Origin of the sequence: Ciceribacter sp. L1K23, assembly GCF_018122705.1 — a bacterium.
Lineage (GTDB): Bacteria > Pseudomonadota > Alphaproteobacteria > Rhizobiales > Rhizobiaceae > Allorhizobium.
This window is the reverse complement of sequence record NZ_JAGRRC010000001.1, coordinates 3453602-3468491: the sequence shown is the minus strand read 5'-3', so window position 1 is coordinate 3468491 and position 14890 is coordinate 3453602. Positions and strand designations below refer to the sequence as shown.

Genomic DNA, 14890 nt, shown 5'->3' with positions numbered 1-14890 from the left:
ACTCTCCTCCCAGTTAGTCTTGCAAACTCTCACCAATAAGAGCTTCATTTATATACAAACGATTTTGCGTCAATTCGTCAAGGCAAAAGTGTTGCGAGGATCGATCCATGCGTATATGAAAGAGATCATTCACAGAAGGGGTGCGTTGTGATCGACGACGAAACTGACCGCTATCGCGCGCCGGCGCTCGACAAGGGACTCGATATCCTGGAGCTGCTGGCAGCTGTGGACGGCGGCCTGACGCAGGCGGAAATCGCCAAGCGCCTCGATCGCAGCACCAACGAATTCTACCGGATGCTCGACCGGCTGGTGAAACGCGGCTACGTGACGCGCATCGACGGTGATCGGTTCGCGCTGACGCTAAAACTCTTCGGGCTGGCACAGCTTCACGCCCCCGTCCGCCGGCTCGTCTCCTTCGCGGTGCCGCTGATGCGCGAACTCGCCGAGGCCTCGCGCCAGGCAAACCAGCTCGTTGTCTTCGACCGCGGCTATCCCGTGGTGATCGCCCAGCAGGAAGCGCCCGGCTATTGGGGCATCTCGATCCGGGTCGGCTCGCGCATCTCGCTCTTCGATACCGGCTCCGGCCACGTCCTGCTGGCGTTCCATTCCAAGGAGGAGCGCGAGATGATGATCGCGGAAAATCTGGGCAGCAGCGGAGATCACGGCAAGGTCACGCCCGAATTCGTATCGCGGCTCGATCAGATAAGAGCCCGCGGATACGAGATGATGCCAAGTGCCCAGACAGCCGGTGTGATCAATCTCTCAGCCCCGGTTCTGGGCGCCGACGGCAAGGCGATCGCGGCGCTGACGACGCCCTATATCACGCTGATCAATTCGCCCGGAGCGCCGGATATCACCAACTCCATTCATCTGGTGGTCGAGACCGCGCGAAAACTTTCGGAGCTGGCAGGCGCCAGCATGGGCGCAAGCAGCTGACGTGAAAATTCGTATTTGAATAGCCTCTTCTTCTGTGGCAGGTTGCCACGGCGTCGAGGAGGGCGTTTCATGATCATCGACACCCATCTCCATCTGATCTACCGGGACCGGCTGAGCTATCCGTGGCTCGCAAGCGTGCCGCCGCTGGATGCCGACTTTCACTACGAGGTATATCACCGTGAAGCCAGACGGCTGGGGATCGCCGGAACGCTCCATATGGAAGTCGATGTGGACCCTGCGGAAATCGAGGCGGAAACCTCTCTCGTCGGCCAGCTCGCGGCTGCGGAGGGCAGTCTCTTGCGCGGCGCGATCGCGTCATGCCGGCCTGAGGAGGAGGGGTTTGCGGGCTATCTGGAAAGGCAGCTGGCGAATTCCTTCGTCAAGGGATTCCGTCGTGTCCTGCATGTGGTTCCGGATGATCTGTCCGAGCGCCAACTCTTCCGGGAGAACCTGAAGCGTCTTTCGCGAACCGGGCTCACCTTCGATCTCTGCGTCCTGCCGCACCAGATCCCAAAAGCCGTGGCGCTGGTCGATCTCTCCCCCGATGTCTCGTTCATACTCGATCATTGCGGTGTGCCGGACATCAAGAGCGGTGGCTTCGAGGCCTGGAAGGGGCCGCTCGCCGAGATCGCCCGGCGGCCGAACGTCACCGTCAAGTTGTCGGGCCTGCCCGCCTATGGCGCGACAGACTGGACGCTGGAGGATCTGAAGCCCTACTTCGCGGACGTCGTTGACAGCTTCGGCTTCGATCGCATGGTCTGGGGTAGTGACTGGCCGGTCTGTACGCTGGGTGGGGGATTATCGGCCTGGGTCGGCGCCACGCATGCATTGCTGTCTGGGGTCAGCCTCGCCGACAAGGAAAAGGTCCTCTCGGCGAACGCGAAGCGGATCTGGACACTTTGACGCCGCTGGTGTCGGTTAGAGCTTCATGCCTTGAAGCTCTCCCTGAATGCATCGTTCAGCTTGCCGATAGCGGCCTTCGCAGAAATCGCACCTGTCACCGCGTCATTGACGATATGCGACGCCGCCTCCTGCAAGGGCATGTAGCCATTGTGCCGGGGACGCAGCCAGGCGCCTTGAAGTGTCGCGCGGGTGGCACGGTAGAATTCCAGCGACGTCTCGTTGGCGCCGTCGTCCTCCCAGCCGGCCGCATGTCCGGGCTGGCCGCCGCTCTTCCAGTATTCGTCCGCCTGCACCGGGCCGCTGGCAATCCAGTAGGCAAAGTCGACAGCCGCGTCCGGCGCTCTTGAAAAAGCCGAGACCGCAATACCGGTCCCGCCCAGCGCCGAACCGATGGGCCCCGTTTTGCCGATCGCCGGTATATCGGCAAAGGCGATGCGCCGGTCGCGGAAGCCCTTGAGCGAATAGCTGACATAGCCGTAGATCAGCGGCGACACCGCCACGCTCGAGGAGGTCTCGCCCATGCGATCAAGCACGGCGATCGGGTCCATCGCCAGACAGGCGGGATCGATATGGGAGGCCAGTTCGCGGATTGCCTCAAGCGCCGCGACCCCCACGTCGGGATCGGCAAACGGTTTGTCCCGCTCGACCGAGCACGCGCGGCCGAGATTGCCGCAGAGGGTGAAGAAGCTCATCAGAGAATGGGGCGGACGCAGTGGCAGCAGGAGCCGTCCTGACCGCGCTAGATCCACAACCTCAGTCCAGCGCCGGGGCGGCGCGTCGATCAGGTCTGGCCGCCACGCGAGCACCTGCGTCGCCGCGTCGATCGGAAAGGCCCATTGCCGGCCGCGCCAGTTGTAGCTGGGAAACGAGGCGCCGACCGTGCCGGATGCCAGCTCGGCGAATTCGGCCTGGCGTTCAGGTCGGTCAAGCGGCGCAAGGCAGCCTTCCTCGGTGATCTGCCCGACATGCGGATGGTCAATGACGATGAGGTCATACTGCCGGGCGAGCTCCTCGACCGGAAAGCTCTCGAAATCCTGCAGCGACCGCTTGTCCCATTCGATCGCTATGCCGGTCCGCTCAAACCAGGTCTTGGAGCAGGCGACCATGGGATCGTAGCCCCGGGGATGGCTCCAGGTCATGCCTTTCAAAGTGATGGCTGTCATCGGCCGAACTCCGCGCGAATCTGTGCCGTGTGCTCGCCAACGAGCGGTGCAGCCCGTCTTACCGGCGGTCTTTTTCCATTGATCCGGATCGGGCAGCGCGTCGTGTCGATCGCGACATTGTCCTCGCGTTTGACCGTCTGGAGCATGTCGAGCAGTTTGAAGCCCTCGCTCGACAGAAGCTCGGGCCACTCGAGCACTTTAGAACACCAGATGTCGGCGGGTTCCAGGATAGACAGCCAGTGGTCCACGGTCTGCGTCGCGATCCGGTCAGCGATGATCTTCTTGATCGCGTCGCGGCTGGTGAACCAGGATTTCGGATCGTGGCGGTACGCTCCGAGCTCGGCGATCTCCAAGAGATCCTGAAGCCGCCCGAGCGGCGTCATGGCAATTGCAAGATAGCCATCACGTGCCGGGTAGACCCCGTAGGGTGCCGACAGATAGGCGTTGGCGTTCCGGAAGCCCGAACGCTGCGGAAGTCGGCGACCGTTGTTGAGGTGCGTCGTCAGCAGTTCGAACTGCAGGTCGACAAGGCTTTCGAGAAGGCTGGTCTGCACATGCGCGCCCTTGCCCGATATGCCCCTTCGGACGAGGGCTGCCAGGATCGCCTGGCAGGTGTTGGCGCCCGCCAGCATGTCGGCGATCGACAGCCCGAGCGGAACCGGCCCCTGGCCCTCGTCGCCGTTCAGCCACATGACGCCTGAACGCGCCTGGGCAAGCAGATCCTGTCCTGGACGGCCGACCCACGGACCTTCCTCGCCGTAGCCGCTGATCGAGGCGTACACGATCCGGGGATTGATACGCCTGACAGCCTCGTAGTCGAGGCCGAGGCGCTCGATGACGCCCGGCCGGAAGTTCTGGATCATAACGTCGGCCTTGCCGAGCAGTGTTTCCAGAAACGAGCGGTCGCCGGCGTTCTTCAGATCCAGCCCGAGGCTTTCCTTGCCCCGGTTGATGGCATGAAAGAGCGTGCTGTCGCCGCCGACCTCGGTGTCGGAGAGATAGAGTTGACGAGAAAGGTCGCCGCCATCGGGCCGCTCGATCTTGATGACCCGGGCGCCGAGATCGAGAAGCCGAAGCGAGCAGTAAGGTCCCGAAAGAAACTGGCTCATGTCGATGACGAGCAGGTCTTTCAAAAGGGGTTCGCTATCGGCCTGCATGATGTTCCTCCTCCCGGGCACAAACGGCTTACCGCCATGCGACATTCTTATTTGAATGTATCTTTCACATATGGAGAAAAATTTCAAGGCTGAAGGACATGCGTCGTCGCTCGGGCATTCAACCGAGAGGTTCCACGGGAGGGTTGGTTGATCAACTGACGAGTGGGGCCGCGATAGCGGCAAGCGCCTTTTGCGCGTCGGCGGGTGCGAGGCGGACCTGAAGGCCACGCTGTCCGCCGTTGATATAGACTTGGTCTTCCCGAAGCGCGGCGACCTCGATCGCGGTCGGGACGGTCTTCTTCTGGCCAAAGGGGCTGATGCCTCCGACGACATAGCCGGTGAGCTTCTCCGCCATGGCGGGCTTCATCATGGCGGCATGTTTTCCGCCAAAGGCAGCGGCGAGTTTCTTCATGCTGACTTCGCGGTCGGAGGGCACGACAACGCAGACCGGCTTTCCGTCGAGTTCAGCCATCAGCGTCTTCAAGACGCGGTGCGGGGCCTCCCCGATCGCTTCGGCGGCCTGAAGTCCGATCCGTTCCGCCGTCGGATCATACTCGTAGACGTGCGTCGTGAACGCGATGCCGGCTTTCTCCAGAAACTGCGTCGCCCGCGTCGTCTTCGCCATGGTGTCAGCCCTGAAGCTCGGCTGCGTAGAGCTCTGGCTTGAAGCCGACCAGAAGCCGGCCCGCGCCTTTGAGGACAGGTCGCTTGATCATCGAAGGCTGGGTCAGCATAAGTTCGATGGCTTTGGTCTCGCTGATGTCGGCCCTTGCCTCTTCCGGCAGTTTTCGGAAGGTCGTGCCGGCACGATTGAGCAAGGCCTCCCAACCGACCTCCTTGACCCAATTCTCAAGCTCGGACCGATCCAGACCGGCTGACTTGTAGTCGTGGAAGGCGTGGGAGTGGCCATGGTCGTCCAGCCAGAGCCTCGCCTTCTTCATGGTGTCGCAGTTCTTGATCCCGTAGATTGTCAGCGTCATGAAAACCCCGTTTTGCGATCTCCCTGACTTACCCACGGGTCGCCACATTCGCAAGCGGCTCCATGGCTGATCCGGTTGCTCTGCTGCCGTAGCGGTACTCCGCCAACAGAATTTGGGATTTGTGTTCCTGCACGAATAATGCAGTCTGACGCTGGCTGGCGCGGCGCAACTTTCGGCCCGGACATCAGGGGTTGGCGATGAAGGCAGGTCTTTGAAGAAGTATCTGACACTCGTCCTGGTCATGACGGTGCTGGCGGCGGGAGCCGTGATGACCCTGCTTGCCTGGGACTCCGAGAGACGCGCCACTCGCGCCGCCTTCTATGTGACGAGCGACGAATTCGTCCACCGTGTCGAAAGCCGGCTGCAGCAGCATATGGCGCTGATCACGGCGACCGGCGCGTTCCTCGAAGCATCGGGCAGCGCGACGACGAGGGCATCGTTCCAGACGTTTGTCCGTGGGCTGAGGCTTGAAACCGACTTCGAGGGTATCCGGGGGATAGGTATGGCACTTATGGCTCCGGCCTCTCCGGCCGGCGATTCGGCGGTCGAGGCGCTTATCCAGCGCAGCCATGATCTTGATCGACCCGTGTGGCCGCAGACCGACCAGTTGCAGCGCGCGGTCATCGTGTTGCTGGAGCCGCAGGACGATCGCAACCGCGTGGCTCTCGGCTTCGACATGTTCAGCGAGGGACGGCGACGCGAGGCGATGCTGAAAGCGCTGCAAAGCGGCCACATCCGCGGCTCGGCGCCGGTGGAGCTGGTTCAGGAGTATACCAACGAGAAGCAGCTGGGCTTCCTGCTCTATTTTCCGGTCAACCGCGCCCTCAACTCGCCGGTGTGGCAGGACGAGCCTTCCGGAATGGGTGGTCCCGGCTTTGCCTACGCACCGTTCCGTGTCGGCGACTTCTTCCGCTCCGTGCTCAAGAGCTTTCCAGACGGCTTTATCGAGGTCGAGGTCAGCGACACGGCGGGCGACGCTGCGGAAGTTCTGTTCCGCACGCCGGGCTTTTCCGAGGGGATATCGGATGCGGTGATGACCCGTCACGTGGTCGCTGCCGGACGCGAATGGACCCTGAGCGTTTATCCCGGTCCATCCTATCTCGTCACTCCGCATGTCTACACTGCGCTGATTGCCTTCATATCGGTGTTGCTCACGGTAACGCTGGCGATGGCCATGCGCTGGCAGGCGCGGGCGATGGCGGCGGTGGAGGCGCTGAACGCCGTTTCGCAGCGGACCATCGGTGAAAAGGATCTGATGCTGCAGGAGATGAAGCATCGCATCAAGAACTCCATCACCCGCATCCTCGCCATGGCGCGCCAGACAGCGGCGCACTCGGCGTCCCTGGAGGATTTCACGGCCTCGTTCTTCGCCCGCCTCCAGGCCATGGCCAATGCGCAGGAAATGCTCACCAGATCGCGCTGGCAGAGGGCCGATCTTCGCGCACTTCTCGAAACCGAGTTGAAACAGGTCTTCGGAGAGCAGAACGCAGGCGCCTTGCTGGAAGGCCCTCCCGTGGAACTTACCGAAGCAGCGACCCAGGCGCTCGGACTGACGTTTCATGAACTGGCCACCAATGCCCTGAAATATGGGGACTACGACACCGGCGCCAGCACGTTGTCGGTCCGCTGGAGGATCGAGAGACACGACGACCGTTCGTGGCTGCGGCTCGATTGGCATGAAGCGACCCGGATCGACACGAGCAAGATCACAAAGGCGGGCTTTGGCACGCGGCTGATCGACGCCAGTATCAGGCTCGAACTGGGCGGCGTGATAGAGCGTGATATCGCCGGTGACGGTCTTCGGATCCGCATCGAGATCCCGTTGACATAAAAAATTGCAGAATCCGCGATGCGAGTGGAACCAGAAGCCGGCCTCCACGTTTGAGAGGTGGCGAGTGTACCCCGCCCAATCTACTCGCCCCGTCCTGCCTCAAGGCAGAAGGGGAGAGGTCGCACGCCCCCAGCGACCTCTCCCGCTCCGGCCTCGAAACACGCGAGGCCTTAGGAACCTTAAGGGAGATGGCTCGTTTAGGCAGTTATCTTCAGCATCTCAAAGGGAGTCTATGATGGCCGTGGCAAAAGCAGAAAACGACATCGCGAACGAAGTGCAGGATTTGGAGCGCGATGTCGATATCGCTACTTCGGACGTAGAGCAGCAGTTGTCCCGACTCCGCGAGGATGTGGCCGGGCTGGTTTCGGCGCTTGCTGCCTTCGGAGAGCAAAAGGCCGTCGATTATCGTCGAAAGGCTGGAGAACTGGCCGAAGACGCGAAAACAGAGCTTGCCGGCTGGGAAGGCGATCTTGAGGCGCGCATCCGCAGCAAGCCGCTTCAATCCATCGCGATTGCCGCGGGAGCTGGTTTCCTTGCAGCGCTTCTGACGAGGCGCTGAGCGGCTATGCTGTTCCTCGAAAATCTTCTTTTCGGAATTCGTGCTGACGCGGCGTACACAATTCGCCGGCTTAGGCGCACCATACTTTTCGGTGCGATCGCCGCCGTCTTTTTGCTGACGGCTTACGGGTTTGCGATCTTCGCTCTTGCTGTGGCTCTGGCGCGTGATTTTGGCGTTGTCGGCGCCGCTTTGGCCGTGTCCGGTGGCGCCACGGCTTTGGGAGTGGCGATCATTGCCTATGTCTTGGTTGCGAACAGCTTCGAGAGACGTGCTCGTTTGCCAATGTCTGTGCGCCTCAAGATGGCAACGCAGCAGGCGGGCATGGCTGCCGCAGGGACAGCATTGACCGGTGGGGGCATGTTGGGGTCTCGACCGCTCGTTTCGCTGGCGACGGTGGCAGTTGTGGTTTTTGCCGGAACGCGGCTAGGACTGTGGTCGAAAAAATAGTGCCGTCAGCCGTCAGGTTTCGCGCCGCGCCGCAGCGGCGCGTTCGGCAGCATCAAGTTTTTCCAGAAGATCCAGGAGCCTGTCAGGTGTGCCTTCTTCGACAATGTCGTCATAGAAGCTCTTGAGCTTCATCGAGATCATCTGGTCGACGGCGTCCTTTTTGCCGGGTGCGATAGGACCTTTGCCACCCGCCTTTTGCTCCTTTGTCATTCCAACTCTGCCTTGCCTGTTAGCCCTGGATATAGTGTAGGTCATGCGGTAACGGGAGCGTTAAAAAAAAGTTCCGGTGGATGGAACTTTTTTTTCTCTGTAGCATTTGTAGGGCATCCATATCTCTGGGCGTTAGGAGAATACTCTATGTCTTTGACCACCCGCGTCGCGGCTCACCTGCCGTATCTGCGTCGTTATGCTCGTGCTGTGACGGGTTCTCAAACTTCGGGGGATGCATACGTTGCCGCTTGCCTTGAGGCACTGATCGCGGATCTCTCGGTATTTCCGAGCGCGTCTGATGATCGTATCTCTCTATACAAACTGTTTGTATCTATTTTCCAGTCGGCGGACGTCGAGGTCCGGCCGATCGAATCGCCGTTCGCTTGGGAGCAGCGTGCGGCTGCCAATCTCGCTCTTGTGCCAACTCAGGCGCGTCATGCGTTCCTTCTTGTTTCGGTCGAGGGATTTTCGCGAGAGGAAGCAGCAGAAGTCCTGAGCGTCTCTCCGCAGGAAATCGACAACCTTCTGTCGGAAGCCTCCACGGAAATCTCCAAGCAGGTTGCCACGGACGTGATGATCATCGAGGACGAGCCGCTGATCGCTCTGGACATCGAGCAGATGGTCAGCGATCTCGGGCACAACGTCACGGGTATCGCCCGCACGCACACGGAAGCGGTGGAACTCTTCTCTCGCACGAACCCCAAAATGGTTCTTGCCGACATTCAGCTGGCCGACGGTAGCTCCGGCATCGACGCGATCAACGATATCTTGCGGGTGTCCACCGTTCCAGTGATCTTCATTACGGCATTCCCCGAAAGATTGCTGACGGGCGAACGGCCGGAACCTGCCTTCCTTGTGACCAAGCCGTTCAACCCGGATATGGTGAAGGCTTTGATCAGCCAAGCGCTTTTCTTCAACGATGGTGAGCGCAAGGCTGCCTGAACCCCGCTGTAGCAGATCCCCTCTTCCGAACCGTAACGCCGCCTTGTCGGCGGTCCGGATGAACGGGCGATGTGTGAACGATGGAGCGAATGAGTGGTGCAACGGCTGAAATGGCACAAGCAAGGCCTGGCCGACGATACTTTGCTTGAGTTCTTCATCTCGACCCTCGTCGAGATGAAGGCTTCGCTTATCCTCCAGGACACGGATCTCAACTATCTGTGTGTTACGGGCCTACCGGAATACTGGACACTCATGCCCGACGATACGCCGAGTGACATATCGGTGTTCGGCGAGGAGCATGGCGTGAAGCTCGAGGATCTCAAGCGGTCATTGCTAACGACTGGAGAGCAGGCTGAACTCGAGCTGACCATGGCACCGGACATGGTCTTCCAGTTTCGCATCCATACGTTCAAAACGGCGGACCGCATATACATAGCCACTGTGGTGCTCGATCGAAGCGAGGACTTGCGTCGGGAGAAGCTCCTGCGGGCGCTCCTGCGCGAGGTGAGTCATCGATCGAAGAACCTTCTGGCGATCATCCAGAGCATCGCGGCGCAGACGGCCAGGTATTCCGACAGTCTGTCCGGTTTCCTGGAAAAATTTCGCGGGCGTCTCCATTCCCTGTCGCAATCCCAGGATCTGATCACAGACTCAAGTTGGCGGGGCGCCTATTTCGTGGATCTTCTCCGCCACCAGACGGACAAGTATCTGGCCGACCAGACCGATATCATCGAGCTGTCCGGTGACGACACCTTGCTGTCGCCCAACGCGTCGCTGCATCTCGGCCTCGCTCTCCACGAGCTGATCGTCAACGCGGTCATTCACGGCGATATCGTTGGAAGTGGGAAGCGAATCAAGGTTGCGAGTCACAAGATCGACAGGAATGGTGTTCCTCATCTGAGGATCACGTGGCACGAACCGCGAAGCATCGGTCCCGAAATGGATCCGGATGGTAAACGCGCAATGTCCTTCGGCAGCACGGTGCTGGAGCGCGTTGTTCCCGCGTCCGTCAACGGAACGGCCACCTATAGCATCGGTAAGAGCGCCGTCAGCTACGAGCTTGTCTTTCCGCTCGATGAGGCGGCCGAATAGGCCGTTCAGCCTGGGGAACAATTCTGATCGCTTGACGTTTTCAGGCAAACGCCGGGGCGGTCAATGGATTTTCGCGCAAATATACAAGGCAGAGGCCCCGCGAGGCGGCTCGACTTGCAGAACACACTGGCTGTCGCCAGCCAGGTGGCTATGATCGCCCTGGCGCTCATGGCGTTTATTTACTCGCTCGACTACGCAAAGGTTATCGTCGCACCCGTCTTCCTGGGGGTGGTGATTGGGCTCATGTTCTCGCCTGTCGCCACACGGCTGGAGCGGATCGGGCTTCCAAGCTGGTTGTCAGCCCTCATCATCATGGTTCTTTTCGTTCTGCTGGTGATTGCCGCGGCTGTCGCATTCTCTGTGCCTTTGTCGGCCTGGATCGAGCGCGCTCCGCAGATATGGGAGGCGTTGAAACTGGAGATCGCCAGTTGGCGGGATCTGTTTACATCCGTTGCCGCGTTTCAGCAGCAGTTGACGGAGATCGCCGGACAGGCGGGCGCGATGACTGTCAACGTCGCCGACGAGGGGGCCCTTGGCGGGATGGCGACACTGGCACCGGCCATTGTGGCCCAGACGCTCCTGTTTTTCGTGAGCCTCTACTTTTTCGTGGCGACCAGGCAGCAATTGCGCGTGGCCATCCTACGGCTCTGCATGACGAGGCGGGTCCGGCTTCGGACCGCCCGCTTCTTTCGTGAGGTCGAATACCTGATCGCCCGATATCTGCTCACCATCACGGCCGTCAACATCGCCATGGGCGCTGCGGTGGCGGTGGCGCTCTGGTTGCTCGGCGTGCCGTCACCGCTTCTGTGGGGCAGCCTCGCCATCGTGCTGAACTACGTGATCTATGTCGGCCCCGCCATCATGGCTCTGATCCTCTTTGGTGTCAGCCTGGCGACAGGGGAGGGAGGACTGGGCGTTCTCCTGCCGTCGGCCGTCTATCTCTGTATCAACCTTGTCGAATCCGAGTTCGTGACAAATCAGGCCCTGGGCGTCACGATGACTATCAATCCCTTTGCGATTTTTCTCGCTTTGACGTTCTGGCTATGGCTCTGGGGGCCGATCGGAGGCTTCATCGCGGTGCCGTCGCTACTGATCCTTCAGGCGCTCGTGCGTACCCTTCTTCCACTTTCTAAAGGCCAGCAGGCCAGGACCGGATTTGCCCAATGAAACCCTACACGTGCTCAAACTGTGGCAATCTCGTCCATTTTGACAACGAGGTCTGCGTTCAATGCGGACTGCGGTTGGGGTATCGCTGCTGGTCGGACGACATGGTCGCCCTCGACCCGGCAGGACAGGTCGCTGTCGACGGTCAGTCTACGGCGCAGTCAGCTTTTCTGTGTGAAAACGCAGCCCAGGGTGTCTGCAACTGGTTGGTGGAGGATGCAGGAGCCGCACGCCTTTGCCGCGCCTGCCGGCATAATGTCGTTATTCCGGACTTGGCCGTTGAAGGCAATGTCGAACGATGGGCCCGCATGGAGCAGGCGAAACGTTACGTCATATACTCGCTCCGAAGATGGGACTTGCCGCTGCCGGGACCGGACGACGCAGGCAACCGCCATCTGAGTTTTTCCTTCCTCGCCGACGTGCAAAACCTGGATGGCGGTGTGGAGCCGGTGATGACGGGGCATGATTCCGGTCACATCACCATCAATATCGCGGAGGCGGATGACGCGGAGCGCGAGCGAATTCGCACCGAGATGAAAGAGCCTTACCGGACCCTGGTCGGGCATTTCCGTCATGAACTCGGACATTTCTATTGGGACGTTCTCGTCGACGACGGAGGACGGCTTGAGCAGTTCCGGTCGATCTTCGGTGACGAACGACAGGACTATGGCCAAGCGCTAATGGCACACTATGAACATGGCGCGGCAGCCGATTGGCCGAACCGCTTTGTCAGCGCCTATGCCAGTGCCCATCCCTGGGAGGATTTTGCGGAGACATGGGCGCACTACATTCACATGACTGACGGACTGGAAACCGCCTTGTCCTTCGGACTTCGGCTGACAGCTGGCGCCTCGTTGTCACAGCCTCGCACCGATGGCAGCTTCGATCCCTACCGCGCCGCAAGCGCAGAAGATCTGACGCGCCGCTGGATCCCTGTCAGCATCGCGCTCAACAGCATCAATCGGAGCATGGGCCAGCCGGATGTCTATCCCTTTGTCCTCTCCCCTCCGGTTATAGAGAAGCTGGAGTTCATCCATAGGCTCGTTCAACGGAATGGTCGTCCCGGTAGCGCGGCTTAGCCGACTGAATTATGGTCTATCGAACAAAATGGCGCCTGTGTGGAACAAAAAGGCGCGAGTGGCATTCTAAGCACACGCACAACTCCAATATCCTCCCAATCAAACTGACGGCTGGACAATGAAGACACTTGAAACCCATCGTGACGACGAGATCGCTTCGCGCAATCTCGACGCCACGCCTGAAAGCAGTGACGCGATATCGCGCCGGCTGCGGCATTTTTACGACTCCGTGCAGGAAGAAACCATTCCCGACCGTTTTCTGCAACTGCTGGAAATGCTGGAAGAAGCAGAAGAGCGCCATGCAGCTCGCAACAATAGAGCAGAGGGCTGAACCATATGACCGTTGACGCGACTGCCGAAGACCGTGTCTTCAAGCGGGATTTGCTTGCGGCCCTCCCCGGTTTGCGAGCGTTTGCCGTATCCCTGAGCGGCAATCACGACAAAGCAGACGATCTGCTTCAGGATACAATCATGAAGGCGTGGGCGAAAAGGGACAGTTTCCAGCCGGGGACGAACCTGAAGGCATGGTTGTTTACGATACTGCGCAACGAATTCTACAGCCAGATGCGCAAGCGCGGGCGTGAGGTCCAGGACAGCGATGGGTTCTTCTCCGAGCGTCTGGCGACACACCCGGGTCAGTACGGCGCGCTCGATCTGCAGGATTTCAAGAAGGCGCTCGAGCAATTGCCTGACGACCAGAGGGAGGCCATCATCCTCGTGGGCGCATCCGGATTTGCCTATGAGGAAGCTGCGGAGATTTGCGGCTGCGCGATCGGCACGATCAAGAGCCGTGTGAACCGCGCAAGACGTCGCCTCCAGGAGTTGCTGCAGGTCTCCGGTGAATCGGAATACGGACCAGACAATCAGTCGGCTGCGGTCACCAAGACCGCATTCGCGATCTAGCCGGTGTCCGAACGTCGCTGAAGGCGTTCAGCGGCGACGAAAAGCGCGTGGACGAGCCTTTCATCCAGGAAGGGCAGATCGACCACCGGCCAACCACGGCAGCTGTCCAGCAAATACCCTTCGGGAGTAACGGTTGAGGCGTAGACGATCCCACGTCCCTTCGCCTCCGCCATTCTGGCGTGCTCAAGATTCTGGCGCGGGTTGCCCCCGAGGCGCGTTAGCGCCACATCGAAGGCCTCAGTCTCAAGTGCATCTTGCAGGTTCGCCGGGAGTATGACAGCCTCCCATCCAGCGACGTCCATGATCGCACGCTGAAGATCGAGCGCGATGAAGTATTCCATTTCCAAGACCGCAACACGCAGTATCGGGGTGCTCATGAATCGGTTCCTCGTTAAGAAACCACAAGGTGCCGAAACGACACCGATGTCATTTAAAAATGACATAGTGGAGGCACCTAACGCCGTAGACGAGATCCATCCGTAATGGCTCGGCAGGTTGTGCATCACGCAGCTCGGGTGCCGTGCCACGAATGTCCTCTGAGAGAGTGCAGTCCGTTTCGTGAGTTTACGGAGCCTGAACTCGACTTCATGGAGGGCTTCAAGAAGGGCGAACTGATTACCGACAGGGGTACGACGATCGTCGCGCAGGCCAGCCATGGCCCGCATTTTTACACCGTCCTTTCCGGCATGGCCTTTCGTTACAAGCTACTCGAGGACGGCCGGCGCCAGATCCTGAACTACCTCTTTCCCGGCGACCTCATGGGACTGCAATCGGCACTCCTGGACGAGATGCAGCATTCGGTCGAAGCGCTGACACCGATGAAGCTCTGCATCTTCGAAAAGGAAAAGATCGGCGAGCTTTATCGCAAGCATGCCGGTCTCGCCTACGACATCACGTGGATCGCGGCACAGGAGGAACGGATACTCGACGAACATCTGCTGAGCGTCGGTCGCCGGTCGGCCATCGAGAGGGCGGCCTATCTTCTGGCATTCCTGTCCATGCGGGCCAAATCACTTCGGCGCCAGGCTGGCATCAATGGAGCGCTCCCGATCACCCAGACGCATGTGGCCGACACGCTGGGCCTTTCGATCGTCCACACCAACAAGACGCTGCGCAAGCTGCAGCAGCGCGGCATGGTGCGTTGGCTCGAGCGGGGCTGCGAGATCCTTGACGAAACCGGGCTGCAGGAACTGGCGGGTTGGGAAGCGTCCCCAGCGGGTCGCCGTCCGTTTATCTGAGTAATGGAACCTTCTGTATCTTCCGGCCGTTGTCAGGGCGGTAGAAACAGAAGGAGAAATGACATGAACTGGGATCAGATCGAAGGCAAATGGAAGCAGGTCAAGGGTGAGGCAAAGGCTCAGTGGGGCAAGCTCACCGATGACGACCTCGACCAGATCAACGGCAACCGCGAAAAGCTTGCCGGCAAGCTTCAGGAGCAGTACGGCAAGGATAAAGAAACGGCCGAACGCGAGATCGACGACTGGATGTCGAAGCGCCACTAATCTGCGCTCGTAGACAAGAGAG

19 protein-coding genes are annotated in these 14890 nt (G+C 60.0%); 13 read left to right on the top strand and 6 right to left on the bottom strand.

Annotated features, from left to right (window positions below):
* Window positions 1-147 precede the first annotated feature (147 nt).
* Window positions 148-936, top strand: a complete 789-nt coding sequence (locus tag J5J10_RS16790) for an IclR family transcriptional regulator (RefSeq protein WP_208548216.1) — start codon at window positions 148-150, stop codon at window positions 934-936.
* Between the two features lie 69 nt (window positions 937-1005).
* On the top strand, window positions 1006-1839 hold the full coding sequence (locus tag J5J10_RS16785) for an amidohydrolase (RefSeq protein WP_211930728.1): 834 nt from the start codon (window positions 1006-1008) through the stop codon (window positions 1837-1839).
* A gap of 23 nt (window positions 1840-1862) precedes the next feature.
* Here J5J10_RS16785 and J5J10_RS16780 read toward each other — a convergent pair whose 3' ends face one another.
* From J5J10_RS16780 to J5J10_RS16765, 4 genes are all read right to left on the bottom strand, one after another.
* Complete coding sequence (locus J5J10_RS16780; protein WP_211930727.1) at window positions 1863-3002, bottom strand: extracellular solute-binding protein; 1140 nt, start codon at window positions 3000-3002, stop codon at window positions 1863-1865.
* Window positions 2999-4159: a CaiB/BaiF CoA-transferase family protein gene (locus J5J10_RS16775; protein ID WP_211930726.1), complete on the bottom strand. Its 1161-nt coding sequence runs from the start codon at window positions 4157-4159 to the stop codon at window positions 2999-3001. Before J5J10_RS16775 ends, J5J10_RS16780 begins: the two co-directional genes overlap by 4 nt.
* A gap of 151 nt (window positions 4160-4310) precedes the next feature.
* Window positions 4311-4784 (bottom strand): Cys-tRNA(Pro) deacylase, encoded by a 474-nt coding sequence (gene ybaK / locus J5J10_RS16770; RefSeq protein WP_211930725.1) that lies wholly within the window; start codon window positions 4782-4784, stop codon window positions 4311-4313.
* Window positions 4785-4788: 4 nt separating this feature from the next.
* Window positions 4789-5139, bottom strand: a complete 351-nt coding sequence (locus tag J5J10_RS16765) for an ArsC family reductase (RefSeq protein WP_211930724.1) — start codon at window positions 5137-5139, stop codon at window positions 4789-4791.
* A 211-nt stretch (window positions 5140-5350) separates the two neighbouring features.
* Here J5J10_RS16765 and J5J10_RS16760 point away from each other — a divergent pair, with 211 nt between their 5' ends.
* From J5J10_RS16760 to J5J10_RS16750, 3 genes are all read left to right on the top strand, one after another.
* Window positions 5351-6970, top strand: coding sequence for a CHASE domain-containing protein (locus tag J5J10_RS16760; protein ID WP_211930723.1), 1620 nt, complete (start codon window positions 5351-5353; stop codon window positions 6968-6970).
* Between the two features lie 241 nt (window positions 6971-7211).
* Window positions 7212-7529: a hypothetical protein gene (locus J5J10_RS16755; RefSeq protein ID WP_349252078.1), complete on the top strand. Its 318-nt coding sequence runs from the start codon at window positions 7212-7214 to the stop codon at window positions 7527-7529.
* Window positions 7530-7535: 6 nt separating this feature from the next.
* Entirely contained in the window at window positions 7536-7976 is a 441-nt protein-coding gene (locus J5J10_RS16750; RefSeq protein WP_211930722.1) for a hypothetical protein, read from the top strand.
* 12 nt (window positions 7977-7988) lie between these two features.
* On the opposite strand, the gene J5J10_RS16745 is transcribed toward J5J10_RS16750, so the two are convergent.
* Window positions 7989-8186 carry a NepR family anti-sigma factor gene (locus J5J10_RS16745; RefSeq protein WP_246745779.1) on the bottom strand — a complete coding sequence of 66 codons (198 nt, stop codon included), beginning with the start codon at window positions 8184-8186 and terminating at the stop codon, window positions 7989-7991.
* A gap of 147 nt (window positions 8187-8333) precedes the next feature.
* On the opposite strand from J5J10_RS16745, the gene J5J10_RS16740 reads away from it, so the two are divergent.
* The 6 genes from J5J10_RS16740 (at window position 8334) to J5J10_RS16715 (ending at window position 13366) form a co-directional block, all read left to right on the top strand.
* On the top strand, window positions 8334-9128 hold the full coding sequence (locus tag J5J10_RS16740; RefSeq protein WP_211930721.1) for a response regulator: 795 nt from the start codon (window positions 8334-8336) through the stop codon (window positions 9126-9128).
* 93 nt (window positions 9129-9221) lie between these two features.
* Complete coding sequence (locus tag J5J10_RS16735) at window positions 9222-10220, top strand: sensor histidine kinase (RefSeq protein WP_349252077.1); 999 nt, start codon at window positions 9222-9224, stop codon at window positions 10218-10220.
* A gap of 114 nt (window positions 10221-10334) precedes the next feature.
* Window positions 10335-11387: an AI-2E family transporter gene (locus tag J5J10_RS16730; RefSeq protein WP_211930720.1), complete on the top strand. Its 1053-nt coding sequence runs from the start codon at window positions 10335-10337 to the stop codon at window positions 11385-11387.
* Window positions 11384-12463 carry a putative zinc-binding metallopeptidase gene (locus tag J5J10_RS16725; RefSeq protein WP_211930719.1) on the top strand — a complete coding sequence of 360 codons (1080 nt, stop codon included), beginning with the start codon at window positions 11384-11386 and terminating at the stop codon, window positions 12461-12463. Before J5J10_RS16730 ends, J5J10_RS16725 begins: the two co-directional genes overlap by 4 nt.
* Before the next feature lie 118 nt (window positions 12464-12581).
* Window positions 12582-12794 carry a NepR family anti-sigma factor gene (locus J5J10_RS16720; protein ID WP_211930718.1) on the top strand — a complete coding sequence of 71 codons (213 nt, stop codon included), beginning with the start codon at window positions 12582-12584 and terminating at the stop codon, window positions 12792-12794.
* A gap of 5 nt (window positions 12795-12799) precedes the next feature.
* The gene (locus J5J10_RS16715; RefSeq protein ID WP_208548228.1) at window positions 12800-13366 is read left to right on the top strand and encodes an RNA polymerase sigma factor; all 567 of its coding nucleotides are present in this window, start codon (window positions 12800-12802) and stop codon (window positions 13364-13366) included.
* Here the strand turns inward: J5J10_RS16715 and J5J10_RS16710 are convergent.
* Window positions 13363-13743 carry a hypothetical protein gene (locus J5J10_RS16710; RefSeq protein ID WP_211930717.1) on the bottom strand — a complete coding sequence of 127 codons (381 nt, stop codon included), beginning with the start codon at window positions 13741-13743 and terminating at the stop codon, window positions 13363-13365. The genes J5J10_RS16715 and J5J10_RS16710 overlap by 4 nt on opposite strands.
* A gap of 105 nt (window positions 13744-13848) precedes the next feature.
* Here J5J10_RS16710 and J5J10_RS16705 point away from each other — a divergent pair, with 105 nt between their 5' ends.
* A complete protein-coding gene (locus tag J5J10_RS16705; RefSeq protein WP_208548230.1) occupies window positions 13849-14604 on the top strand; it encodes a Crp/Fnr family transcriptional regulator in 756 nt (251 codons plus the stop codon).
* Between the two features lie 63 nt (window positions 14605-14667).
* On the top strand, window positions 14668-14868 hold the full coding sequence (locus J5J10_RS16700) for a CsbD family protein (RefSeq protein ID WP_208548231.1): 201 nt from the start codon (window positions 14668-14670) through the stop codon (window positions 14866-14868).
* The last annotated feature ends 22 nt before the right edge of the window (window positions 14869-14890 follow it).